Origin of the sequence: Synechococcus sp. PCC 6717 (assembly GCF_022698185.1) — a bacterium.
Classification (GTDB): domain Bacteria; phylum Cyanobacteriota; class Cyanobacteriia; order Thermosynechococcales; family Thermosynechococcaceae; genus Thermosynechococcus; species Thermosynechococcus lividus.
In genome coordinates this window covers 17,275-42,467 of the sequence record NZ_JAKLTV010000005.1, presented here as the reverse complement: position 1 = coordinate 42,467, position 25,193 = coordinate 17,275, and the positions used below count along the sequence as shown (strand labels likewise).

At 53.4% G+C, this 25,193-nt stretch carries 23 protein-coding genes; 12 read left to right on the top strand and 11 right to left on the bottom strand.

Translation table 11 applies throughout. The features are described 5' to 3' along the window. Positions 1-2: 2 nt before the first annotated feature. Entirely contained in the window at positions 3-3,155 is a 3,153-nt protein-coding gene (locus L5470_RS05435; RefSeq protein ID WP_499498663.1) for a type I restriction endonuclease subunit R, read from the top strand. 134 nt (positions 3,156-3,289) lie between these two features. Here the strand turns inward: L5470_RS05435 and L5470_RS05430 are convergent, their stop codons facing one another. Together L5470_RS05430 and L5470_RS05425 are read right to left on the bottom strand one after the other, a co-directional pair. Then, complete coding sequence (locus tag L5470_RS05430; RefSeq protein WP_499498661.1) at positions 3,290-3,649, bottom strand: transposase; 360 nt, start codon at positions 3,647-3,649, stop codon at positions 3,290-3,292. 9 nt (positions 3,650-3,658) lie between these two features. After that, positions 3,659-3,865 (bottom strand): hypothetical protein, encoded by a 207-nt coding sequence (locus tag L5470_RS05425; protein WP_499498659.1) that lies wholly within the window; start codon positions 3,863-3,865, stop codon positions 3,659-3,661. Between L5470_RS05425 and L5470_RS05420 the strand changes: the two genes are divergently transcribed. The 6 genes from L5470_RS05420 to L5470_RS05395 all read left to right on the top strand — a co-directional run bounded on the left by L5470_RS05420 (position 3,849) and on the right by L5470_RS05395 (position 8,200). Further along, positions 3,849-6,128, top strand: a complete 2,280-nt coding sequence (locus L5470_RS05420) for a DNA methyltransferase (RefSeq protein ID WP_499498657.1) — start codon at positions 3,849-3,851, stop codon at positions 6,126-6,128. The genes L5470_RS05425 and L5470_RS05420 overlap by 17 nt on opposite strands. A gap of 4 nt (positions 6,129-6,132) precedes the next feature. Then, positions 6,133-6,444, top strand: a complete 312-nt coding sequence (locus tag L5470_RS05415) for a hypothetical protein (RefSeq protein WP_499498655.1) — start codon at positions 6,133-6,135, stop codon at positions 6,442-6,444. Next, entirely contained in the window at positions 6,429-6,653 is a 225-nt protein-coding gene (locus tag L5470_RS05410) for a DUF2283 domain-containing protein (RefSeq protein WP_247215636.1), read from the top strand. Before L5470_RS05415 ends, L5470_RS05410 begins: the two co-directional genes overlap by 16 nt. Positions 6,654-6,686: 33 nt before the next feature. Next, entirely contained in the window at positions 6,687-7,268 is a 582-nt protein-coding gene (locus tag L5470_RS05405) for a Uma2 family endonuclease (protein WP_499498653.1), read from the top strand. An 8-nt stretch (positions 7,269-7,276) separates the two neighbouring features. Then, on the top strand, positions 7,277-7,909 hold the full coding sequence (locus tag L5470_RS05400) for a Uma2 family endonuclease (RefSeq protein WP_499498651.1): 633 nt from the start codon (positions 7,277-7,279) through the stop codon (positions 7,907-7,909). Between the two features lie 72 nt (positions 7,910-7,981). Then, the gene (locus L5470_RS05395; protein WP_499498649.1) at positions 7,982-8,200 is read left to right on the top strand and encodes a hypothetical protein; all 219 of its coding nucleotides are present in this window, start codon (positions 7,982-7,984) and stop codon (positions 8,198-8,200) included. Positions 8,201-8,382: 182 nt separating this feature from the next. Here L5470_RS05395 and L5470_RS05390 read toward each other — a convergent pair whose 3' ends face one another. Continuing rightward, on the bottom strand, positions 8,383-9,075 hold the full coding sequence (locus L5470_RS05390) for an ABC transporter ATP-binding protein (RefSeq protein WP_499498647.1): 693 nt from the start codon (positions 9,073-9,075) through the stop codon (positions 8,383-8,385). Positions 9,076-9,097: 22 nt separating this feature from the next. Between L5470_RS05390 and L5470_RS05385 the strand changes: the two genes are divergently transcribed. Further along, the gene (locus L5470_RS05385) at positions 9,098-9,991 is read left to right on the top strand and encodes a Sll0314/Alr1548 family TPR repeat-containing protein (protein WP_227517370.1); all 894 of its coding nucleotides are present in this window, start codon (positions 9,098-9,100) and stop codon (positions 9,989-9,991) included. Positions 9,992-10,009: 18 nt separating this feature from the next. Here the strand turns inward: L5470_RS05385 and L5470_RS05380 are convergent, their stop codons facing one another. The 7 genes from L5470_RS05380 to radC all read right to left on the bottom strand — a co-directional run bounded on the left by L5470_RS05380 (position 10,010) and on the right by radC (position 15,989). Then, complete coding sequence (locus L5470_RS05380; RefSeq protein WP_499498645.1) at positions 10,010-11,143, bottom strand: ABC transporter permease; 1,134 nt, start codon at positions 11,141-11,143, stop codon at positions 10,010-10,012. Positions 11,144-11,221: 78 nt separating this feature from the next. After that, a complete protein-coding gene (gene minC / locus L5470_RS05375; RefSeq protein ID WP_499498643.1) occupies positions 11,222-12,034 on the bottom strand; it encodes a septum site-determining protein MinC in 813 nt (270 codons plus the stop codon). A gap of 42 nt (positions 12,035-12,076) precedes the next feature. Then, positions 12,077-12,859 (bottom strand): nuclear transport factor 2 family protein, encoded by a 783-nt coding sequence (locus L5470_RS05370; RefSeq protein WP_499498641.1) that lies wholly within the window; start codon positions 12,857-12,859, stop codon positions 12,077-12,079. A gap of 70 nt (positions 12,860-12,929) precedes the next feature. Then, complete coding sequence (locus L5470_RS05365) at positions 12,930-13,781, bottom strand: Ycf66 family protein (RefSeq protein ID WP_099799927.1); 852 nt, start codon at positions 13,779-13,781, stop codon at positions 12,930-12,932. A 125-nt stretch (positions 13,782-13,906) separates the two neighbouring features. Next, entirely contained in the window at positions 13,907-14,062 is a 156-nt protein-coding gene (locus tag L5470_RS05360; protein WP_227517371.1) for a photosystem II reaction center X protein, read from the bottom strand. 72 nt (positions 14,063-14,134) lie between these two features. After that, on the bottom strand, positions 14,135-15,142 hold the full coding sequence (locus tag L5470_RS05355) for a phosphodiester glycosidase family protein (protein WP_499498639.1): 1,008 nt from the start codon (positions 15,140-15,142) through the stop codon (positions 14,135-14,137). Positions 15,143-15,242: 100 nt separating this feature from the next. Beyond that, positions 15,243-15,989, bottom strand: a complete 747-nt coding sequence (gene radC / locus L5470_RS05350; RefSeq protein WP_099799372.1) for a RadC family protein — start codon at positions 15,987-15,989, stop codon at positions 15,243-15,245. A gap of 335 nt (positions 15,990-16,324) precedes the next feature. Here radC and L5470_RS05345 point away from each other — a divergent pair, with 335 nt between their 5' ends. Beyond that, the gene (locus L5470_RS05345; RefSeq protein WP_499498636.1) at positions 16,325-18,142 is read left to right on the top strand and encodes an iron uptake porin; all 1,818 of its coding nucleotides are present in this window, start codon (positions 16,325-16,327) and stop codon (positions 18,140-18,142) included. A gap of 603 nt (positions 18,143-18,745) precedes the next feature. Here the strand turns inward: L5470_RS05345 and L5470_RS05340 are convergent. Next, positions 18,746-20,692, bottom strand: a complete 1,947-nt coding sequence (locus tag L5470_RS05340) for a transglycosylase domain-containing protein (RefSeq protein ID WP_499498634.1) — start codon at positions 20,690-20,692, stop codon at positions 18,746-18,748. Positions 20,693-20,851: 159 nt separating this feature from the next. Between L5470_RS05340 and tyrS the strand changes: the two genes are divergently transcribed. The 3 genes from tyrS to L5470_RS05325 are packed head-to-tail and all read left to right on the top strand — an operon-like array spanning position 20,852 to position 25,192. After that, the gene (gene tyrS, locus L5470_RS05335) at positions 20,852-22,075 is read left to right on the top strand and encodes a tyrosine--tRNA ligase (RefSeq protein ID WP_099797672.1); all 1,224 of its coding nucleotides are present in this window, start codon (positions 20,852-20,854) and stop codon (positions 22,073-22,075) included. A 45-nt stretch (positions 22,076-22,120) separates the two neighbouring features. Continuing rightward, positions 22,121-22,429 carry a ssr2422 family thylakoid membrane protein gene (locus tag L5470_RS05330; RefSeq protein ID WP_499498632.1) on the top strand — a complete coding sequence of 103 codons (309 nt, stop codon included), beginning with the start codon at positions 22,121-22,123 and terminating at the stop codon, positions 22,427-22,429. Positions 22,430-22,441: 12 nt separating this feature from the next. Beyond that, complete coding sequence (locus tag L5470_RS05325; RefSeq protein WP_499498630.1) at positions 22,442-25,192, top strand: M16 family metallopeptidase; 2,751 nt, start codon at positions 22,442-22,444, stop codon at positions 25,190-25,192. Position 25,193: the final 1 nt, after the last annotated feature.

Sequence of the window (25,193 nt, the reverse complement as noted above, 5' to 3'; positions counted from 1 at the left end):
GCATGAGTTATCTATCCGAAGCCGATATTGAACAACTGCTAATTGAGCAATTCCAAAATCTCGGTTACACCTACCTGCCCAATGTCATCGCCTCCCCCGACGGTTCCCAGCCCGAACGGGAATCTTATAGCGATGTTATCCTCGCCCGCCGACTCAAGGAAGCGATCGCTCGTCTGAATCCCACCATCCCCCCAGACGCCCGCGACGATGCCTTTAAGAAACTCATCGCCACCGCTAAGCCTAATTTAATCGAAGAAAACCGCCGCCTGCACCAAGCCCTCGTCGAAGGGGTTGATGTCGAGTACACAATAGACGGCACTATTCGCGGCGATAAAGTCTATGCGATCGATTTTGCTAACCCAGAGAATAACGACTGGCTGGTACTTAACCAATTTACCATCATCGAAAATAGCTACAACCGCCGCCCCGATGTCGTAGTGTTTATCAATGGACTGCCGATCGCTGTCATTGAGATTAAAAATCCCAGCAGTGAATCCGCTACCCTTACCGCCGCCTATAACCAACTGCAAACCTACAAAAAGCAGATTACTTCCCTCTTCCGCACCAATGCCCTGCTCGTTATTACCGATGGTCTGACCGCTCGCATCGGCTCTCTCACTGCTGACCTAGAGCGGTTTATGCCTTGGCGCACCATTGACGGAGAACGCATCGCCCCCAAAGGCACACCAGAAATGCAGGTATTGATTGAGGGCGTATTTGCCAAACAGCGACTGCTCGACCTCGTGCAAAACTTCATCGTTTTTGGCGATACAGGCTCTGGCATCTACAAAATCATCGCCGGATACCACCAATTCCACGCTGTTAAAAAAGCTGTAGCACGAACCATTGCCGCAATTCAGAGCGATCGCAAAGTGGGGGTGATCTGGCATACCCAAGGTTCTGGCAAAAGCCTATTGATGGCATTTTATGCTGGGCAGTTGGTGCGCCGTCCCGAACTGGAGAACCCCACGCTCGTAGTGATCACCGATCGCAACGACCTAGACGATCAACTGTTTGCCACCTTTACCATGTGCCGCGATTTAATTCGTCAAAATCCCGAGCAAGCCAAAAATCGGCAAGACCTGCAAGCGATTCTCAGTCGAGCCGCTGGTGGGGTTATCTTTACCACCATACAAAAGCTTTTACCAGAGCGAGGAGAAAGCCGCTTTCCCCTGCTAAGCGATCGGCGTAATGTGATCGTGATTGCTGATGAAGCCCACCGTAGCCAGTACGGCTTCAGGGCAAAAGTAGATCAAAAAACTGGAGAAATTGCCTACGGCTTCGCTAAATATCTGCGCGATGCCTTACCCAATGCCTCCTTTATTGGCTTTACAGGCACGCCGATCGAAGCCACCGATGTCAACACCCCCGCTGTGTTTGGCGACTACATCGACATCTACGACATCAGCCGTGCGGTAGAAGATGGCGCAACAGTTCCTATCTATTACGAAAGCCGCCTCGCTCGGATTGAATTGCCCGAAGACCAAAAGCCCAAAATTGATGCAGAGATCGAAGAACTTTTGGAAGACGAAGAACAAACAGAGCAGGCGAGACTCAATCAAAAATGGGCAAAGGTGGAAGCCCTCGTTGGGTCAGAAAACCGATTAAAGCTGGTCGCCGCCGATCTGGTCAGCCACTTTGAAAACCGAGTCGCCGCCCTCGCGGGTAAAGCCATGATCGTCTGTATGAGTCGGGCGATTTGCGTCAAACTTTACCATCAAATTATCGCTCTCCGTCCCGATTGGCATTCTGACAACGACAATGAGGGCAAAATTAAAATTGTGATGACAGGTTCTGCCAGCGACCCCCAAGAATGGGAGTCCCATATTGGCACTAAAGCCCGCCGCGAGCTATTGGCAAAGCGATTAAAAGACCCTAACGACCCACTCCAACTGGTAATTGTGCGGGATATGTGGCTCACGGGGTTTGATGCCCCCGCACTGCATACCCTGTATGTGGATAAGCCGATGAAAGGGCATAGCCTAATGCAGGCGATCGCCCGTGTGAACCGCGTTTTTCGGGATAAACCTGCGGGCTTAGTAGTGGATTACATTGGTATTGCCCAGCGGCTAAAAGAAGCCCTGCGGGACTATTCCCCCCTAGACCAAGGACAAGTGGGGATTGATGAGCAAGAGGCGATCGCCCTGATGCTGGAAAAATACGATGTGGTGCGCGCCATGTTTCATGGTTTTAATTACCAGCGGGGCTTGGTGGGTACGCCCCAAGAACGCCTAGCGGTGATGGCAGAAGCGATCGAGTGGATTCTGGAACAACAACACCAAGCCGCCCAACGGGAAACGGACGACAACGCCAAAAAGCAAGCACACCGCGGCTATCAAGATGCAGTGCTGGCACTCTCTAAAGCCTTTGCTCTCGCCTCTGCCAGTGATGAAGCCCGTCAAATTCGCGATGAAGTCGGCTTCTTTCAGGCTATCCGTGCCGCTTTGGTTGGCTCCCGCACCCCTAATGGTAAGTCAAAAGCAGAGCGGGAATTGGCTGTCCAACAAATCATCGATCGCGCCGTAGTCTCTACCGAAATTGTCGATATTCTCAGTGCGGCTGGGTTATCCTCCCCTGACATTTCCATTCTCTCCGATGACTTCCTGCTGGAAATTCAGCAGATGCAAAAGAAAAACCTCGCCCTTGAAGCCATGAAACGATTGTTGAATGATGAGATACACTCCCGTACTCGGATAAATATAACAGAGGAGAAGAAATTTTCCCAACGGCTGGAGCAGGCGATCGCGCGCTATCACACCAACGCCATTAGTACCGTTGAAGTGATCCAAGAACTCATAGAACTTGCTAAGGACATTCGTAACGCCCGTCAGCGTGGGCAAGAGGAGGGACTATCGACTGAAGAAATCGCTTTCTACGATGCCCTAGCAGAGAATGAAAGTGCCGTACAAGTCATGGGGAATGACCAGTTAAAAGTGATCGCCCATGAATTACTCAACAGCCTGCGATCGAATATCACCGTTGATTGGGCGCATCGTGAGAGTGCTAGAGCCAAACTGCGGAGGACGGTTAAACACATTTTGAGGAAGTATGGTTATCCGCCCGATCTCCAGACTGCTGCTGTTCAGAATGTACTAAAGCAAGCAGAAGCGCTATCGGCTGCATGGGTGGCTGGTAGTTCGGTTCAAATTACCTAGAAGTCCTAAATATGAAGACAATACACCCAAGATCTCACAAAGCAAGATAACAGATCGATGGAACCGACCATCGATAGATTACAGCGCTTTACATAACTAACTGGCACAGTAGCAGCAGTGAACAAAGTAGTTCTTCAATGTCTCAGAGGAAGACAATATTTTGCCAGGTATAGCAGTTTAACCAGGGTTTCTTTGGTCTTGGGTACAAATTGCCGGATAAACGCTTTTAACTCCCACCACCAGTGCTCAATTGGATTAAACTCTGGGGAATAGGGTGATAAATACAAAGGTTTGGCACCCACTTGGGCCAGGATTTCCGGCACCCCTTGAACTTTGTGGGCCGGCAGATTATCCATGACCACCACGGCTCCTGGCCACAGTTGAGACCCTAGGTCTTCTTGCAAGAACTGCTTAAACTGCTCACCCGTCAGGGAACGATCTAGCGCTTTGAGCGCCAGAACTTTCCAGGCACAGATGGCTCCGATGACATTCACCCGAGTGCCTCAATAGAACGGCTTGATGTCATATACTCGTTGCCCTTTAGCCGCTCGTCCCATCAGCCGCATTAGACCCAACAACATGCTCATTTCATCCAGAAAAACCAGGTTATGCCGCTCAATGTGGCTCACCTGCTGCCAATAGTCGAGTCGCTGCTGCTGCGCCTCATCGCTCTGGGCTTGTTGACTGCGACGTGTGGATGATTTTCGCAATCGGCTGATTTGGGGCGACAACAAGCTGGTGATGGCTTCGCTGTTGCAGGAATTTAAGGGCAAGATTGACCTGATTTATATTGACCCGCCGTTTGATGTGGGTGCGGATTTCACCATGAAAATGCCCATTGGACAAGATGAAGATGCTTTTACAAAAGAGCAATCGGCTCTGGAGATGGTTGCCTATCGAGACACTTGGGGGAAAGGAACAGATTCATATCTCCACATGATGTATGAACGTTTAACTCTCATGCAAGAACTTTTAACCGATACAGGTAGCATCTACGTTCATTGTGATTGGCCAGTCAATAGTTTTTTAAGAAGTATTTTAGATGAGATTTTTGGATTCGATAACTTCAGAAATGAAATCGTATGGCATTATCCAGGTCGGGAGATGCACATATCAAGCAAATTCAATGCAAAACATGACACTATCCTTTTCTATGTAAAAAGTGAGAACGCAAAGATAAAAATGGAACAAATTGCTGTTCCTTATTACAAAGAAGAAAGAATCAAAACACTTAGGAGGAAGGTATATACAGACGAAGATGGAAGGGAATGGGTGTGGGAAACTAGAGGACAGGCTGCTGGACAAGAACCATACAAACGCTATGTGGATGAAATAATATCTCAAGGTAAGCCGATAAGTGATGTTTGGTCAGACTTACAGTTTTTAAGAGGCAATCATCCTGAGCGAACTGACTATGCTACTCAAAAGCCCAATGCCTTACTAAAACGCATCATTCAAGCCTCTTCCAACGAAGGCGATTTGGTGGCCGATTTCTTTTGTGTCCGGAAGGGTACACGGGTGTGGCGAGTTAGCCCCCCTAACCCTCGGCTTGCGGGGGGAAATGACGATGACTCTGGCTCCAACTCCCTCCCCGCTTACGGGAAGGGCTGGGGAGGGGCTAATTCCGCAGGCGGGGRGGGCTGGGGRGGGGTTAATTCCGCTCTCGTTCCCATCGAGACCATCCAGCCTGGAGACCTCGTACTCGTCCATGACGGCAAAGCTCATCGCGTTCTTCGCACCATTCATCGCCCCTATCAAGGTCAGATGATTGGCTTACAGCATTCCCGTTCAGACACAMCCCTTKGGCTCACCGCCGATCACAAAGTTCTGGCTAAAACAGCCCCCCGAACCCTTGGTGGTAACTCCGACTGGTCAGGCATTCCACCCCACATGCGAGGGCGCAGTCGTGAGTTGCGTCAGAATATGTCCCCTCCAGAACGCAAACTGTGGAGTGCCCTACGGAACAAGCAGCTAGGGATTTCCTTTCGCCGTCAACACCCGATCGGCCCCTACATTGCCGATTTTTACGCCCGTGAAGCACACCTCATCATCGAAGTGGATGGAGCTTCTTTTCACAGCAGTCCAGAAGCGATCGCCCATGACGCTAACCGGGATGCCTACTTGCGATCGTTGGGGTTGCGGACTGTGCGTATTCCTGCCAAGGACGTCATAACCAACCTGGAAGGTGTCACAGCCTGGATTCAAGCGATTAGTGCGGAACAATTTAGTCCCCAAGGGGCTGAGTGGATTGCGGCAAGCGATCTCAAAGCCGGTGATATCGTCTTTTGGGGTTCCACCCTAGAGGGCGTGCCTTTGACTAGGGTAGCAACAGTCTCCAGCGAAGAAGAAGTTTATGATCTAGAAGTGGAAGCAGTCCATTCCTATCTCACAGAGGTTTGTGCCATTCATAACTGTGGCAGTGGCACCACTGGAGCCGTTGCCGAGCGGCTGGGGCGCCGGTGGATTATGTGTGATTTGGGACGGTTTGCCAGCCACACCTCCCGCAAGCGGCTGATTGAGCTACAGCGCAAACTGTACCGTGAAGGCAAACCCTATCGCGTTTTTGATGTTTATAACCTAGGGCGCTACGAGCGGCAGTGGTGGCAAAAGGATCGCTTGCAGGGGGCGGATGAGGGGGCCGGGGGTGAGGGACTCCGCACCGTAGACATCAAACTCACCCAGTTCATCCCCTCGCTTGCTGAAGTGCCCACCAAAGAACTGGAAGCGATCAGGGAACGAGCTATTAAAAGCGGCTTTGATTTTATTGACTTTTGGGCAGTGGATTTTAACTGGCAACCGGGCAAGCCCTTCACCCACGACTGGCAAGATTATCGCACCCGCAAAGACCGCTCCCTTAAAACCATCAGCGATGCAGGTTACATTTACCCGCAACCCGGGAAATACACTGCTTGCGTTAAGGTAGTAGACACCTTCGGTTGCGACACCTCGATTACCGTAGAGGTGGAGGTGTAGCCTGGTGCTCATCCTGCTCGACTATCAGAACCGAGAAGTACGTTTGACCGAAGAACGGTTAGCACATATTCTCGGTCACCCTGAAATGGTCGGCATGGAGGCTCAAATCGTTGACACTCTGAAGCAGCCAAAACTGGTACGTCAATCTCGCAGTGATGAAAGCGTGGCACTGCTTTATCGGTTCTATACCCAAACGGCGATTGGAGATAAATGGCTTTGTGTGGTGGTGAAATATCTCCCCGATGATGCTTTTATTGTCACCGCCTATTTCACTGATAAACCCAAAAAAGGAGAAACTCTATGGCAGAGCGAGTAAAAGTTTGGTTTGACCCGGAAGCTGACTTTCTAGAGGTTATTTTCTCGGATGCTCCCGGTTATATGCGGGAAACAGAAAACGATGCCGTTATGGAACGGGTAGATTTGGAGGGCAACCTTCTCGGCTTCTCCATTATGGCAGTGAGTCAACTTGCTAAGTCAAAACCATTGATTGCGGAGCTGTTATCAGGAAAAGGAAGTGCGGCTTAGAAGATCAGCATCAATTGAATAAAGGGGGCATTCGTGTCTACGTCAACTGAATTAAAAACGGATAAAAAGGTTTGGACCGATGAAGAATTCATGGCACTGCCCAAGGACGGTCATCGCTATGAAATTGTGAATGGAGAATTAGTTGATATGGGAAGTTCAGGGGCACTGCATGGCTATGTTTGTAGCCTTCTAGTAGCAGCCTTAGCCAGTTATGTTTTGCCCCAAAAACTAGGAGTGATTTTAGACTCCAGTACTGCCTTCAAAATGAAGAGTGGAAATCGGCGATCGCCCGATATTTCCTTCTTTGCCAAAGAACGCCTGCAAGGCATGACCGAACTGCCTACGGGATTTCTAGATGGTGCGCCTGATCTGGTGGTGGAAATTTTATCCCCCGGCAATACGGTAGAGGAAATAGAAACAAAGATTACTGAGTATTTTGACAATGGTGCCCGTTTAGTTTGGGTGATTAGCCCAACTCAACACTATATACTTGTTTATCGCTCTACCCAAGAACCCGATCGCCTACTCAAATCCACTGATTCTCTCGATGGGGAGGACGTAATTCCCGGATTCACGCTGCCCGTCGCCGAACTGTTTCAAAAGCTCTCATTCTAGGTTGGCTTATGTATGCTGTCATCTCCCGTGAAAAAATCCATCTGCCCCCCGGTAGCGTCATGCGAATGCCTGGAACCTGGCAAGACTACTGCACCCTACGCGATAGTCGCGGCGACGGCTCCATCCCCCGCATCAAGTATCGCGACGGAGAAATTTTGCTGATGAGTCCCCTACCCCGCCACGGACGCGAAGCTAATATTCTGGCTGATGTGGTTAAAATCCTCCTCGATAGCGAAAATCGAAATTACGAAGCCTTTACCCCCATCACAATGGATATTCCTGAAGTAGGGGGCATTGAACCCGACTACTGCTTCTACATCGATAACTGGCAGGCAGCCGTCGGCAAAGACCGCATCAATTGGCAGACCGATCCGCCCCCGGATCTGGTGATTGAAATTGACGTGACCACCTATACCGCTGCTGAAGATTATGCCCCTTACGGTGTTTCTGAAGTCTGGCTGCTCGAAAAAAGTGGTTTAAAGATGTATGCCCTGCAAGGGGAAACCTATGCACTTCAAACCCGCAGTCGCTATTTTCCAGGGGTGGATCTGCCTGAACTCATTGCTCAAGTGTTCGCTACCGCCGCTGAACAAGGTACAGGCGTTGCGCTCCGCAACTTGCGCCAACAATTAATGCGCTAATGATGAGCTAACCTCTGGGATACCTTGATCACTGTAAATGCGAGCTTTAGTGGATACGCAGCGGCCTAGCTTATGACCTCCTCCACCCTCAATCCCGCCGTTCTCGAACCCCTGTTTGCCCCCTGGCAAGAACCCAACGCCCATCGCGTCCGGGCAGAGAAATCCGGCGACCCCGCTGTGGTCAGGCAAGGACGCAGAGCTTCGCCGATCGAGGTGGTGAATAACCTGCGGGCAGCGGTGCGGGAATGGCGAGAAGCCTTCTACATCGGCGCCAGCGACACAGAGGGATAGCTTGGTAGCCCCGTACTAAAGTACGGGGTGGAAAAGCCCGCAAGCGACTTTAGTCGCTCTGTGCTAAACTATACTTGGTCGCCATCCTTGGTGAAAAACCCAATCGGCGACAGTTGCTACAAGTAAGCAGAACCTTGGGGCTTTGCCTCTAGGAACTGTGTAGGGGCGGTTTGCTCACGCCTTTACGAGTTCGTTTGTGGACTACGTAAGAATCCCCCGACTTTAGTCGGTGGGAGTGTCAAAGGCGAACTGATGGGAACAAGGCAGCCGTCTTCAAGTTGCCAACAGCGATCGCTAATCTCCTGCAATTCCGTGGCCTCGTGGGTCACCACTAATAAGCTCCAATGCTCCTTGAGGCGGCACAGCACCTGTACCAGTTGCTGGCGCATTGACCAATCTAAGCCAGCGGTGGGTTCATCGAGCAGCAGCAGGTAGGGTTGGCGGATGAGTTGCACAGCGAGGGCAAGGCGGCGCTGTTGCCCCCCACTGAGAGACTCGGGGCGAGTGTGCAAGGGCAAGTGATCGAGGCCAACATCTGCAAGGGCGCGATACACGTTCTCATAGGGAATCTCGGGATGGCCAAAGCGGAGTTCTTCAAGAAGGGTGCTGCCGCAAAAATAGCGATCGGGGAACTGAAACACTAATCCTGCCAACTGCTGTAACTGCTCAGGCGTGAGTACCTGCTCGTGCCACTGAATCACCCCCCGACTTGGGTGGGCTAAGCCCGCTAAAATTTCTAGTAACGTGGTTTTGCCGGAACCACTCGAGCCGATAATGAGTCCTAATTCGCCCATGTCTAAGTCTAAGTTGACATCGCTTAAGATGGGCTGTGGTGTAGCCGCAGGATGATAGCTGAGATGGCGAATAGTAAACAAGATGCAGACTCCGGAGGGAATAATGGTACAACCAATACGCAAACAGCGGTTATGGCAACGTCTTGCTCTTTATCTTAGTGGGGCGATCGCCCCTTGGGTACTCAGTACAGCGGCGCTAGCTGGTGATCCGTTCCGCAGTGGCACTCAAGCACGCCCTATCTCCGAGCAAACCGAGGCGGTTTTTTTAGCCCTCTTCCGCGATGGCAACTATGTGAAAGGTAAAGAACTCTTGCCTGCTGCCCTTGAGCGCGATCGCCAAGAACCCCTCACCCTCGCCTTAGCCGCCACCATTGCCTACCTCAATGAGGATTGGGCTGCCTACAAGCGCTATGCCGAAGATACCCTGCGGGTTGCCCAAACCTTGACCAGTCGTGATCCACTGCGGGGCAATCTCTACCAAGCGGTGGGGCATTTTCTAATTGCTGGCTATGAAATTTCCGATGCCGGCTCGGGGCCGGTGCTGGGGGCTTCAGCCGCCCTGTTACGGGTGCAGCGGGTACTAGATCACATCAACCGTGCTCAGGCTGTTAACCCCCAAGACCCAGAGCTAAACCTCATCCGTGGCTTTATGGAATGGGGCATTGCCAGCAATGTGGGGTTTGTGAGTATGGATCGCGCCATTGAAACCCTACAAACCTATGCCGCTCCTTCCTATCTGCGGTATCGGGGGCTAGCACTAGTTTACCGCGATCGCCGTCAATGGTCAGCGGCCTTGGATGCGGTGAATCAGGCCTTGGCGGCAGCTCCCAACAACCCGGAACTGTTATATCTAAAGGCACAGATTTTGATGGCCAGCGGTGACACGACCCAAAGTCGGCACTACTTTCAGCAGGCACTGGCTAAAGAGCAACAGCTACCACGGGGAATCCGCGAAGAAATTCAGCGGCGCAGTCGGCGGGTGCTCCCCCAAGGCTGATCAGAGGAGATGGCGTGATTACTGAGAGCGGCGCGGATCCAGGGCATCTCTGAGGCCATCACCAACGAGGTTAAAGCAAAGAACGGTGATGATAATCAGGCTTGCGGGTGACCATACTAGCCACGGCTGTAACACCAAAATCGAGGCATTGGTTGCCAAGGAGAGCATATTTCCCCAGGAGGGATCCGGCTGCTGAATGCCTAAGCCAATTAAGCTCAGGACAGACTCAGCCACAATAAAACTGGGGATAGACAGGGTGGCAGCAATAATCACATAGGTGGCGGTCTGCGGGATAATGTGGCGAACAATAATGTACAGCGATCGCCCGCCCATGACCTGAGCTGCTTGCACAAAGCCCATTGCTTTTAGCCCTAGTACCTGACCGCGAATCACCCGCGCTAGGCCAGCCCAGCTCACAAAGGAGGTGATAATGGTAATCAGTAAAAACCGCTCGGCGCTACTGAGTCCTGGGGGAAGCACGGCGGCCAAGGCCACCAGCAGATAGATCGTGGGTAAGGTCATCAGGACTTCCACGCCGCGCATCAGGATAGCATCTAACCAGCCACCAAAATACCCAGAGATTGCCCCGACTAAAATGCCGATGGGGAAGGCGATCGCCACCCCCACTAAACCAATACTGAGGCTGATGCGCGCCCCAAACAAAAGACGGCTGAACTGATCTCGCCCTTGGTCATCCGTGCCCAGAATATTCCAATAGCCAGCCCCGATCGTTCCAAACAAGTGGCGATCGCTAGGGAAGCCTGCAAAAATGGTACGCGGCTCAATGGCTGGATTGGTAAGGCTCCAGCGGGTAGGCAACGGCAGGGKCAGCYCTAAAAAGCGGTAGGGACTGCCCTTGACAAAGAGACGGATGGGGGAGGGGGCTTGTCGATCCACAATGAGGGGACGCTCTCCTGTTTCCAAACTGACAGGCCCCAAGCGGGTGGGATAGACGTGGGGACCGAGCCATTCCCCCGCCGGCGATCGCCAGTAAATTCGGGTCGGTGGCAAAAGGGCACCATCCTCTTGGAAGGCGTAGGGGTTATAGGGAGCAACAAAATCAGCGGCGATCGCTAACAGGTAAAACGCCACTAAAACCCCTAAGCCAAATATCACTAGGGGATTGCGGCGTAATGTTTGCCATGGAGTCATCCACACCTCCGAAACTCCCCAGACTTCACCTAGGGACTTCCCGCAAGGAATGTTATATATGGAGCCACTGCTTCCAGTTTAGCCGAGGTCTGTGGTATGGAATGCACTAGAGCGCAACATATGAAGGGCAGGGGCAATTTGAATCCCTTGGTCTGTTGCATAGGCCACTTCAGGATAGGGTGGACTGGGCGGCTCAGGGGTGCGCGCGACAAAGTCAGCAATCCGCAGCTGCGTTGCCGCCATCTCTAGGGTCATAATCCACGCCCTGCTATTTCCCTTTGCCCCCGCATGGGCAACCCCTCGCAGACGACCCCAGATAATAATATCACCCGCAGCAATTACACTCGCCCCCGCATTGACATCGCCAAGCACGATGACACTGGCACCGTGGCAAATTTCCATACCTGAGCGCAGAGTCGTTTTCAGGTAGAGGGGACTGACAGCAGCCTCCTCGTCAGTCGTTGCTGCAATTAGAGGGGGAACCGGCGGAGCGCCTTGCTGAACGCTGTAACCGAGGGTCGCCGCAGCGATCGCCGTTTGCCGCCGCTCTGTTATCACTTGCACCAGTTGCAAGCGCTTCTCCCCAAGAGCCTCCGCCAATTGTTGAATCTGGCTTTGATCCATCAGCCGCTGGCCACAGTGACACTCCACCGCTAGCATCCCAGCCCAGAGCGGTTCTTGGGAATCTAGGCGAATCTGGATTTGCGGCCATAGATCCACCCATTCCAAGTGAGCGGGTAACGTCATTTTCAAGCATTCTTGAGCGTACTCAAGGCCAATCTCAGGCAGTTGGGCTGGCTCGAGTCCCGCAAACGTGTCTGGAGTCTCGGTCAGATCCGGCACCACAGGCTCTTGGTGCTCAGGCGTTGGTGTGCTTGCAATCTCACTCATGAGATTCGCCGTCCGGTTCCGTCTTAGCAAGAGGCGTCGATATCAAGGATTGCCCACCCGCAACCGTTGCGTAATGAGTACCATGCCAGTGTCACGGATTAGAGCCACGGAAATCCAGCGATTGCCCGGCTGCTGAGGGGCGCGGCCAAYTTTGAAAATTCCCCCCGCCGCCAGTAACTCAAGCTTGACTGGCCCAGGATTTGTGTAGGTTTGGGCATTAATGGGCTGATCGCTGGCAGCCCCCAGCAAAATGGCATTGCCGATAGGTTCCTGCACAATGGCATCGAGGCTAAAGTCTTCTCCGGGACGTACCTGCTGCGGTAGTGAAAACTGCACTGTGGGCGGCGTACTGCCAATGCTAATGGTGGTCTTTTCGCTGGTAATGTCTTGACGCAGGATTTTGCCATTTCGGATGGTCTGGGTGGCTTGGAGGGTGCCACGAATCGTTTGGGGGCGATCGCCAGAGCCGCCCTTGCCGTCAATAGTGGTGGTCACCTCCACAACCCAATCCTCTCCTTGCTGCTGCCAGCGATCCACACGGGTACTGTAGCGGATTTCAGCGTAGGGCTGCCAAAACAAAGGCAACTGCTGCCGCAAAATTTGAGCTGTTAGACCGTCTGGCGTACTGAAGCTCGGGTCATAAAAGGCCATCACCGCGTCAATATTTTTTTGACTGGCGGCACTATCTAGACCTGTCACCACCGCTTGCACACTCTCGGGAACAGCAGTAGTCGCCTGAGCAGTGGGTGCTGCCCAACTCTGGCTGTGCCCGGCACCGAGTAATACGGTCAACCCAATGAGTGGAACGAGTAAACCCCTGCGCATCCTTTACCGCCTTTATCAGTCATTTGCTCTACCCTACACAGAACTATCGTTGTTTGGCTCTAGCGTGGCGCTATTTATCGTCATCAAAATTAGCTGAGTTATCCTGCTCATCCACCGGGGGGCGATCGATGGGCTGGTAAGGCACGTACTCGCTACCGTCATTGGTTACGTCGGGACGCGGACGGGGAGGACGCCGCCGCCGTGGGCGATCGGTCGTTTCTGGGGAAGGGGTCGTGGGGGGGCGCTGACTTGGCGGACGAGATGGTGGACGGTAGGGTTCATCCACAATATCATCCACAGGGGAGATAGGGGGTGCAGGGCGGGGGCGACGGGAGGGGGGACGGCGCACCGATCGCTCTGGCGGTGAGGCAGGACGGGAGCTAGAACTACTGCGGCGCGAGGGCAACCGACCCACGGGTGGGCTATCGTCAAACTCGTCGTCCTCGTCGTAGCGAGAGCGAGCAGCGTCCCGGCTACCACGAATACGCCGAACAGGGGGATAGTCGTCTTCCTCCTCGTCATCGTAGGGTTCAAGCTCTTCTAATTCTGCCCGATAGCTGTAGCTACGACTCACTGGCCGTTCTTCATCCACGATGGGGGTGTTGCGCCGTGCCTGTTCCGTGGCAGCGCGCCGCAGGCGAATACTTTCGTAGGCAAAGAACGCAGCGGTTCCCGTGAGTAAAAATTGACCAAACAACAGAATGGGATCGAGCCGCCACCCCTGAAAAAAGAGAATGCCGCCACACAGCAACGCCACCGCAGCAAAGAAGATATCGTGATCCCGGGCTAACTCTGGCTGAATTGAGCGCAGGAAGTATAGGAGTGCCCCTGCAACTGCCAAACCGATGCCCAGAATGCCAGCAGGGCCGAGTCCAACATTAACAATTTGGCCAAGGAGCGGGGAAAAGAAAACGTGTGTCATTCCAGCCGGAGGGCGAAGGGGCAAGGTAGGGCACAGAGCCATAGCCTAATGATTAGACTATGACCCTTATTTTAACGAATAGCGCTAGGTATCTTGTGCGCGGCGCAGACGGCGCAATGTCTCGCCTAGGAGCGCTGGACTTTATCCACTTGGCTAAAAATCAATAGTGCACCAAAGGCAGCCCCCAGCACAATTGCCCCCGCCAACAGGCCAATGAAGAATCCTTTCAGCGAAGGGGTAATGGTCAACAACAATGAGTAAGCAGACAGCGAGTGCATCATGGCGTCCGATCCAATCCCTACGTCAAAGCAACATTAGGATTTTAACAAAATGTGGTTGGGATTCCTAAGGGGCTATACCCAATTGCGCCACGCCCGCAGCCGCACCATGATCTTGCTCCACCATCCCCGACTGCGCAGCCGCTCCCACAAGGAGATCACCGGCATCCCTTGGGCGTGGTTGCGTGGCACCAGGCCAATGTTTGCGCCAGTGGGTCGTAGCGATCGCCCCATGGCCATTGCCGCTTCCCGTGCCTGCTCCTGGGGGTTCACAAAGGAAAGAGTCGGTGCCGGTAGAACCCGAGCCAAGGCACAGAACCGATCGTTGGGATAGTTTTTGACGGCGCCTTCCACCACTAGCGTGGCTGACTCACCGCCATCCACCGCCGTGGCATCGGTGACCCCCTGCTGGAGTAAAAACTCCTGTAGTTGGAGGAACGAAAGCCCCACTGAGCCGCCATTTCCTCGACCATCACTGACAACAAAGACATATTCATTGCTGCGTCGTCCCAAAATGGCCTTGGGAGAGGTGCGATCGCTAGCATTTACCGGCAGTTTATTGCCCTGCTCTAAGAGCTGCTGGGAACCACTGACAACATTAAAGGGATTGCGGGGCAACTTCCCCCGATAGAATTCCATTCCCCCTGCGGCAGGAAAGTGAACAAGGGCTGGATAGCCGCCCTCGTAGGGACGTACCACCTTGCCATTGACCACATAGGCCCCCAAGACCCCTGCTGGAATACTCCCCCGTCCTGTCAAGCAGGTTTCGCGCAGAGCGCTATAGCCAATACCGTTAGGGGTTACCTGCCCCATTACCCACGCTTGATAGTCCCGCCATGAGCTGAGGGAACGAGTCTCCAGCCACCGAAAAAAGTTCGTGTTCATCGCCACTACTGCGCCAGTGCGCCGGGCAAAGGCAGCAGTGGTTTCGAGGGAGGTATCTTGGCGACCTGGGGTGGCTTCGGTCATGACCACCGCGTACTCAGCCATGGGGGCAGCCACCATATACACCTGTGTTTGATCCACCATGTGGGTGGAGTAGTGCACTGTTGCCAACACAGACACAAACGGGAGGCTGAGCATGGTGGTCTCCAGTGACAGGGCTACCCTAGCTGACGTAGGTTAGACGCTCTTGGTTCTACTCTACGCTCTTAGCAAATACAACAGCAAAGGGCGAATCCGCCTAGGGGGTATCCCCTTGGGGATATTGCTGCCACAATTGGGTGCTTTCTCGCAAGCTGTGGTAGTCACCATTCCCCAGAATCAGGTGATCCAGCACCGGAATCCCCATGAGTTGGCCTGCTTGCAACATCTGCTTCGTTAGCTCAAGATCTGCCTGACTTGCCTCTAGATTCCCAGAGGGATGGTTGTGCGCCATAATCAGCCGACTCGCATTACGGCGAACGGCCTCCCGAAAAATTTCGCGGGGATGGGCAAGGGTCTCGGTTGCCGTCCCGACACTGATCACATGACTGCCGAGCAGACGATGCCGCACGTCTAGCAAGAGCACAGCAAAGCGCTCCGTGGCCTGCCACATTAAGTCAGCACTAAGGACGGCAGCAGCCAGCGCCGGATCGTTAATCAGGGTTTGCTCACTAGGCCGCGATTGAAAGACGCGTTTTCCTAGCTCAACGGCGGCCAAAATGGTCGTTGCTTTGGCCGGGCCCACTCCAGGGATTGCCATGAGCTCTTCGGGGGTGATGTCCCGCAGCCCACTGACGGCATCGGTTCCTTCACTACTATTCTGCGCTAGGTGCTTGAGAATAAACTGCCCCAAGCCGATAGCAGAGAGTTTACCCGGACCTTGACCGGTGCCCAATAGAATGGCCAGCAATTCAGCGGAACTCAGGTGGCGAGAGCCATGACTCAAGAGTTTCTCGCGGGGGCGATCGCCCGTGGGTAGATCGGTAACACGCAATGAGTAGGACATCGCCAAGCGGGGTCAGCAACGGCAGTAAGAATTACTTCCCACAGCATACCAAGGGATGCCATGGGTGTGTCGCCTAATTGACTGGCACAAATAGATCAACAATTAGTTGACTTTCATTTGCATTTGATCAACACTAGGGACAGCAAAGAACAGAATTACTCTGTTTATCCTCAATGAACTTGCTGCGAATCATCTCCTTGCTTTCATTGGTCAAGGGGCAGTCTCTTGCTGCTGCCAACCTAGGGAGGCAGATACTGCCTGTTTGGCCAAAATCCCCTTAAAAAGTGTCTTTGAGGTTGCTAGATCCAACAAAATCATCAGTTGAGGAGTGAGTTATGGCACGACCGTTATGGGCTTGTCTAGGGCTGGCAGTGGTTCCAGTCAGTTGGACATTGCCCGCACTAGCTGCTAATAAATTGCAATACACTTTAGAAAGTGTGTCACCAAATTCAGCAGAATATTTTGAGACTAATAATCAACAGGTTCCTGAGCCTGTGACGGTGATTGCCCAAAATCGGCGCCCGGCGGCTCCCGTGCCCTCGGTGGCAGAGCTAGACTCTGGTGCAGTCCTTCCCACTCCATCGCAGCCTCAAGATCAGAGCCTTGGCATTCGCCGCAACTTACCCCAGGTGACCTCGGTCAACCAGTTGTCGGATGTGCGCCCGACCGACTGGGCCTATCAAGCCTTAGCCTCCTTGGTCGAAAAATACGGTTGCATTGCGGGCTATCCGGATGGCACCTTCCGCGGGAACCGCGCGGCGACTCGCTATGAGCTGGCTGCTGCTGTAAATGCGTGCCTCGATGTGATCAGCGATCGCTTTGCGACGAAGGAAGACCTCGCCACCCTGCAAAAACTGATGCAGGAATTTGCCAACGAACTGGCGCTAGTGAAGGGTCGGGTCACCAACCTAGAAGGCCGGGTTGCCAACCTAGAGGCCACCCAGTTTGCCACGATGACGGTGCTGCGTAGTTCTGTGCTGGTCAACGTGTCCGATGTTCTATCGGGGACTTTTGCCGTTCCTGCACCTCTGAGTGGCCCCAGCATCAATGACAATCCCGTTGTTACCTACCGCGCTCGTTTTAACTTTGATACGAGTTTTTCAGGGAAAGACGTGTTGCGGGTGCGACTTCAGGCAGCTAATATGCCAGCCTATCAGGCGGTTACTGGCACAAACATGGCGCGTCTAGCCTACGACACCAATACCGCAGGTGCCTTTCGCGTTGATGATCTCTATTACCGCACCCCCCTTGGCGATCGCCTCTTTCTGGCCTTTGATGCCAATGCGGGTAACTTTGATAAGAACGTGTTTGTCTTTAACCCGCTACTGCAATCCGATGAAACCGGTTCTCTGACGCGCTTTGGTCGTTTTAATCCCATTTATCGCATTGCGGGTGGTGGTGCGGGTCTGTCCCTGCGCTACAAAATTCTTGAAAATAAAGAGCGAGGAACGGGGATAGACTTTAACCTTAGCTACCAAGCCCCACGGGCTAATCTACCGTTTGATCGGTCGGTTAATCCTCCAGGCCCCAATAATGCCCTAGGTAATGACAATGGCTTCTTCAATGGTGCCTACGGTGCCCTAGCTCAGTTAGACCTGCGGCCAGCAAAAAATATGGCCTTTGGTTTCACCTATGTCCGATCCTTTGGCACAAACGTTGCTGGAGGCACGGGGAGCAGTGGCTTTGCTGGGTCTGCGGCCAACCCCACGGGGGTCAATGACCGCAATACTGCCGCCGATAGCTTTGGCTTTCAGTTCACCTATCGCCCCATCCAGAAATTTAATGTGGCTGGTTGGGTCGGGTACTCAGATGTGCGTATTGTGCAAAATCAGGCTGATTTTGTTGCAGGTGCCAGAAATGCGGAGGTGCTGAACTGGGCGGTTAGTGCTGCTGTGCCTGATCTGCTGAGCAAAGGGGATGTCTTGGGGATTATCTTTGGTCAGCCGCCGCAAACGATCAATGTCAGAAATACGTTTGGTGGGTTTGCCCCCTCGACGGCATTTAATTCCTACCACATTGAAGGGTTATACCGCTATCGGGTCTCGCCAAACATTGCTATTACCCCAGGGATCATTGCGTTGGTGAACCCCAACAGCAACAGCAACAATTCCCCCATCATCTTAGGGGTGGTGCGCACCACCTTTACCTTCTAAGGGTTCTCTAGCGAGAGTATCAGGAGCCTGTCCGCAAGGAGGCTCCTTTTTTCATAGTTATAGGAGTGATGTGGGCGGGCTAAAACCCCTCCGCTTTAGCGAGGGGATACAGCCAACTCAGGGGGCTTTAGCCCTCTCTATGTGTTAAACTAGAGACGTGGAAAGTAGGCGTATCAACTACGCGAAGAAACATCCTAGTACGGAGAAATCCCGGCAAGTAAGTCTCTACCGCTTTGGCGGCAAGCCTAAACCACTGCAAGCAATGGCAGGATGTTGAGCGTATCGAATTGGCTAGTGTTGAAAAGCGCGAAACCACGAACCGAAACATAAACGTAGTCCCAATAGCAGAAATGCTTGAGGTGAGTAGGGGGTCTTTGACTGCCCCCACCCGCATTAAGTTGTGGGTGACAGCTCAAGGGAAAAGCGAAGCAACGCGGCTTCAGCCCGTTGCGTAGCATCCTTTGGGAATCCCCTCTCTTTCAAGGAGGAGAGAAGTCAAATCAATCGATTCAGCGATATCGATTTTGCAGACTCCAGACATGGGCGGTTAGGCAATAACATCTTCCTTTGTGTGCAGCAAATTTAAGGCACAAAAGGGGAGCCTCAGACGGCTCCCTGGTTGCTATCACGCCGTTGAGGCTTCGGTCGCTGAAACTTCGACATTGGCGTAAAGTCTTGGACAGGAACATCTTTGAGGGCTTGGGTCATAAAATCTCGCCAGATGGGTGCCATGAAGCCTCCACCGGTGGCACCTTGGCCCAAGGGTGCATAGTTATCATTTCCTGCCCAAACCGCTGCTGACAATTGGGGCACATAGCCCACAAACCAAATATCCCGTTCCGAGGAGGTGGTGCCGGTTTTACCCGCTGCGGGACGGCCAATACTGGCTCCGGTGCCGGTACCGCTAGTGATGACACTTTGCATCGTATTATTGATTGCTGCGGCTGCCCAAGGGTCTAGAACCAGCTTTGGTCGCGGTGTATGATCCAGTAACAAATGACCGCTGTTATCGGTGACCTGAATAATGGTTGTTGTGGGAGACTGCCAGCCATTGTTGGCAAAAGTAGCGTAGGCAGCCGCCATTTCTAGGGGGGTTAAGTCCACTGCACCCAAGGGCAAAGAGACCACCGGTAGCATGGGGCTGGTAATGCCAAGGGTACGGCAAATTTCAATCACGCGGTCAATCCCCACCTCCTGCCCCAAAACAATGGCCGGAATGTTACGGGAGGTGGCTAAGGCCATCCGCATTGACATCGGTCCCATAAAGGAGCGATCGTAGTTTTGGGGAACATACCGCCCCATGCCATCGCGATAGCTTACGGGTGAATCGTTAATCCCAGAGTCCGGAGTGTAGTTGCCACTGGCGTAAGCGGCATAGAACACAAAGGGCTTAAACGCGGATCCGGGCTGGCGCATCGCTTGGGTGGCGCGGTTAAATTGACTGCGATTGTAGTCCACCCCCCCCACTAAGGCTTTGACATAGTGGGTGCGAGGATCAACAGCGGCCAAAGCGAGCTGATCAGCGCGGATGCCGCTTGCTTGCAGGGTAGCAAACCCCCGCTGCACTGCTGCCTCTGCCATTTTTTGCAGATCTGCATCCAAGCTACTTTGCACGCGCATCCCGCCGCGAATGACAGCTTCACGCCCAAATTGCTGCGTTAGCTCTTGGAGTACAGCATCGGTAATCCACGGACTGCGACTGCGCTGAAAGGAGGTGATTTCGCCGAGTGTCAGGGATTGTTGGGCAGCGGCAGCAGCCTCTTGAGGGGTGATCCACTCCAGTTCAACCATGCGATCTAACACAAGCTGTTGTCGCTGTTTGGCGGTCTCCATATCTACAAAGGGGCTAAAGGCCTCAGGTGCCTGAATAATACCGGCCATCATGGCGGCTTCTGCAAGGGTGAGATCCGCCGCTGATTTTTTGAAGTAGCTTTGGGCTGCGGTCTGTACCCCATAGGTGTTGTGCCCCCAATAAACTTGGTTGAGGTACATTTCCAGAATCTGATCTTTGGTAAAAATTTGCTCTAGGCGCATGGCTAAAACGGCTTCGGCCACTTTGCGACTTAAGGAGCGATCTGGCGAGAGAAACAGGTTTTTCACCAGTTGCATAGTCAAGGTGGATCCGCCTTGGGCTGTGCGGCCAGAGGTTAGGTTGACCACCAAGGCACGGGAAATACCAATGGGGTTAATGCCGCGATGTTGGTAGAAATTGCTATCTTCAATCGCCATCACGGCTAACTTGAGGTTTGGGGAAATTTTGTCAAGGGGAACAACCTCACGATTCTCTTCATCGTGCAGGCTCACCAGTAAGGTGCCCTTAGCATCATAGATATGTGTGGTTTCACTGGGAATATAGCCCCGCAGCGATCGCACATCGGGGAGATTACGAAAGCTGACGGCCAAGCCAAGGAGGCTGCCTCCCAACGCTGCTGAACCGAGGGTCATCCCCACTAAAAATGTGCGATTGGCAATTCGCAGAACGCCACGCCAAAAGTTGTCATCCTGTGGGCGCGTTTGGGGGCGCTGCTTGCCAAGGGTAGTGGTTGACACGGCAGTAACGTCCTCACTCCTAACTGAGGGGCTGGCAGAGGGCATCGAAGAATACGGCAGTACTATGCCCAGCGATCGCCATTGATTGTTATCATAGCCATCCTAGGCCAGAAATGTTCCAGCCAATGTGATCTACCGTGATCGATGTGATCTATGAAGATGTGTGCAGCAGACTTTGAAGCAACCATTGCCCGATTACAACGGGGGGTTGTGGAAACGTTTCCCCATGTCCCCGATTCCAATAACCCCCAAGAAAATCTCTGGGTTGCCTTGGGCGATCGCCCCTTGCGCATCAAGCTAGGGATTGATCCCACCGGCAGCGACATTCACCTCGGCCACAGTATTGTCCTGCGTAAATTACGCCAGTTTCAGGATGCGGGGCATTGTGCTGTGCTCATTATTGGGGACTTTACGGCTCAAATTGGCGATCCCACCGGTAAATCGGAGGTGCGCCAGCAATTAACCCCTGCAGCGATCGCCCAGAATGTGCAAACCTATCTTGATCAGGTGCGACCCATTCTAGACTTTGAGACACCCGGACGGCTGGAAATCCGCTATAATTCAGAGTGGCTGGCTACCCTAGACCTGCGGCAGATTCTCGAACTATTGGGCACAATGACCGTTGGTCAAATGCTGGCCAAGGAAGGCTTTGCCGAACGCTATGCCAAGGAAAGCCCCATTTTTCTGCACGAATTTCTCTATCCGCTGATGCAGGGCTACGACTCCGTGGCGGTCGATGCCGATGTGGAGCTAGGAGGCACTGACCAGAAATTTAATATTGCCGTGGGGCGGGATCTGCAGCGTCACTTTCAGCGACCAACATTGCAGTTCGGCCTGTTGATGCCAATTTTAATTGGCACTGATGGCGTGCAGAAAATGTCAAAATCCTTAGGGAATTACGTAGCGCTCACAGAGTCCGCTGCCAGTATGTACTCCAAACTCGAGAAAGTCCCTGATGCCTTGGTCAATCAGTACATCGAACTGTTGACGGATCTACCCCTTGAGGCCTTGCCCACGAATCCGCGCGAGCGCCAAAAAGCCCTTGCTCTCGAGGTTGTCAGCCAGTACCATGGCCGCGAGCTAGCCCAGCAAACCCAAGCAGAACTGGCCGCCATTGTCACCCAAGGGCAAACCGCGCAGGCGAGTTCCATTCCTGAGTATTCCCTGAGTCAATTTAGCTTTCCTGTGAAACTCACCTACGTTCTGAGTCAGACGGGACTGTGCCCCAGCAGTAGTGAAGCACGACGGCAGATTCAAGGAGGCGGGGTGCGCCTCAACAGTGAAAAAATTAGTGATGTGGAGTTTACCCTGAACAGCCCAGAGACCTACGTTAACCAAGTGTTACAGGTGGGCAAGAAAAAGTTCCTGCGCTTTGTGGCCTAAGTCCTGTGTCAGGATAGAAGGGACACAGCAGTAGGCATGTATCCTATGGGTGAGCAGGAGTTTCAAACCAAGGTACTCAGTCAGCTACAGGGACTACGCACAGACGTAGAGAAGCTACAGACGAATGTCCACAAGCTGCAAACCGATGTCGAAAAGCTGCAACTTGATGTCAGCGGCCTCAGTAACTACGTTAAAGCCCAAGACTACAAGTTTGAAGTGGATCAGCGAGGGGCTAAAGCGATGGTGCGCATGGCAACGACAATCATTATTCCTGCGGCTGCAGTGGTGGTGCTTTCAAGTCTTTCACCGGCGATTACAGCGTTGGTGAGCGCGATCGCCCACCAAGGCAGCTAAGGCGTTCCAGAGATGGCTGTGCTCCGCGTTCTAGCCGGAAACCGGCAGTGGCTTAAGAGTGTCTCGCGAGTTTTTTTGCTGGTGGTGAGTATTGGCTTGGCCGTCATCATGTCCCTTAATGCAGTACAAGGACTGGGTAGTGGTGTGACAAAAACAGTTCTCGACAATGGCCTAACGGTTCTGATTAAGGAGATTCCGACCGCACCGGTGGTTAGCCTTCAGGTGTGGTACCGCGTTGGCTCTCGCCATGAACCCCAAGGACAAAACGGCATTGCCCACCAGCTTGAACACCTGATGTTTAAGGGAACCGACACCCGTCCTGTGCAGTTTGGCCAGTTGTTTAATGCCTTGGGCAGTGTCTCAAATGCCTTTACCAGTTACGATATGACTGCCTACCATCACACGGTGCGCGCTGATCAGTTAGAGGCATTGCTGATCCTTGAAGCCGATCGCCTACGGAATACGGCCATTACCCCTACCGCCCTTGAGAGTGAAAAGCGGGTGGTGATTTCTGAGCTACAGGGTTACGAAAACAGTCCCGAATATCGCCTCAGTCGTGCGGTGATGGGTGCGCTCTATGCCAACCATCCCTACGGCTTGCCGGTTGGCGGCACCGCCACCGATGTTGAGCAATTTAGCCTTGGTGAGGTTAAGGCGTTTTACCGCCAGTACTATCGTCCTGATAATGCGGTGTTGGTCATTGCTGGCGATGTGCGACCCTCTGAGGCACTTGCCCTAGTGAAAAGAACCTTCGGTCAAGTTCCCACTCCCCCAGAGCCGCTGCCCGTCAATGCCAGAGCGGCGGGCGCTTCATTTACCTCACAGCGGGTTACGCTGCGCGAGCCGGGTAGTGCTCCTTTACTACAGATGGTGGCACCGATTCCTGCCCTCACCCATGCCGATATTCCTGCCCTTGAAGTGTTGGATATGCTCTTGAGTGGGGGGCGCAGTTCCCTGCTCTATCAGTCTCTTATGGAGACGGGACAGGCCAGTTCCGCCTACTCCTATAGTGCGGCGCTGCAAGTGGGGGGGTGGTTTGAGATCGGGGCGATCGCTGCTCCCGATCAGTCTTTAGCAACCATCGAGACCACTATCACCAAGATTTTAGACCAATTGGCACAGCAGCCCCTCAGCGCCCCAGCCCTAGCCCGTGCCAAACAACAACTAAAGGCCAATTTTGTGCTGCGCAACCGCGATATCGATGCCCAAGCGGCACAATTGGCCAATGATGAAACTGTTGCGGGGGATTATCGGTTTAGCGATCGCCTGCTCGCTGCCATTGACCGGGTAACGGCGGCGGATGTGCAGCGGGTGGTGCAAACCTACCTAGGGGGCGATCGCTGGGTTGTGGGGGAATTTATCCCCAGTGAATTTGCCGACGTCGAGTTGTCTGGGCGGGGGGGTACCCAAACCACAGAGCATCATTTAGTCGGGGATCCGGTCGATCCTGCACTTGTTGCCACCTACCTGCCTAAAACAACACGTTCCCAAGGGGCGATCGCCCCCGCAACTGCCGTAGAAACCTTTACCCTCAAAAATGGCTTGCGAGTGCTGCTACTGGTCGATCGCAGTACCCCCACAGTGACTCTTGCTGGGCGCATCAATGCGGGTACTGCTTACGATGTGCTCACCCAACCCGGGGTAGCAAACTTGACAGCAGCAAATCTGCTGAACGGCACCCGCGATAAGGATGCCTTAGCCCTTGCCCAAACCCTAGAAGATCGCGGCATTAGCCTTGAATTTAGTGCCTTTCGCGATGGCGTGGATGTTGAAGGCTATGCCCTCGCCAGCGAAGTACCTACCCTCCTGCGCACCCTTGCGGACGTGTTGCAAAACGCCACCTTTCCTGAAGCAGATTTTAACCTCAGCCAACAACGCTATCTGACAGCGCTGAGTCTAGAAGCCGATGACCCGGTACGATTGGGTCGCCGCGTCTTCCAAGAAACTCTCTACCCCAGTGATCATCCGCTACATCACTTTGCCACGCCAGCCTCGGTGCAGGGAATTCAACGGCAGCAGTTAGTGGATTTTTACCGTGCCGCCTATGCCCCTGATCAGACGATTCTCACCCTTGTGGGGGATTTTGACCCCACAAGAGTGCGATCGCTCCTCAATGAACTCTTTGGCCAGTGGCAGCCTGAGATAGCCCCCCTAAACTTAACCGTTCCCCCCGTGAGTCCGCCGCCGCAAACCCTTTTTAAGAACGCCGTCATCCCCGGTAAAGCCCAGGCCATTACTTACATCGGGGCACCGGGGCTGGATCGCCGCGATCCGCAGTTTTATGCTGCCATGGTGATGAACCATATCCTAGGGGGCGATACCTTAGCCAGTCGCCTCGGTACCGAAATTCGCGATCGCCAAGGGTTAACCTACGGCATCTACAGYTTTTTTACCGCCAGTAGCCAAGCGGGGCCGTTCCTCATTCAACTGCAAACCGCACCGGAAGACACTGCCCAAGCCATTCAAGCCACCCTGAAACTGTTGCGTGATGCCCGCACCCATGGGTTTACTGCCGCCGAGCTTGCCACTGCCAAGCGTAGTTTAATGAATAGCTATGTGGTGGAGCTGGCAAATGTCGATGTTCTAGCGCGAACCGTACTGGGAAATGCCAGCGTCGATTTACCGCCAGAGGAATTGCAGCAGTTTGGCGATCGCCTAGCTGCTGTCACCCTTGAGGACGTGAACCACGTGCTACGGGAGATCATCGATCCCGATCGGCTCGTAATCGTCACTGCTGGCCCACCTGTTGCCTTTCAGCCATAAC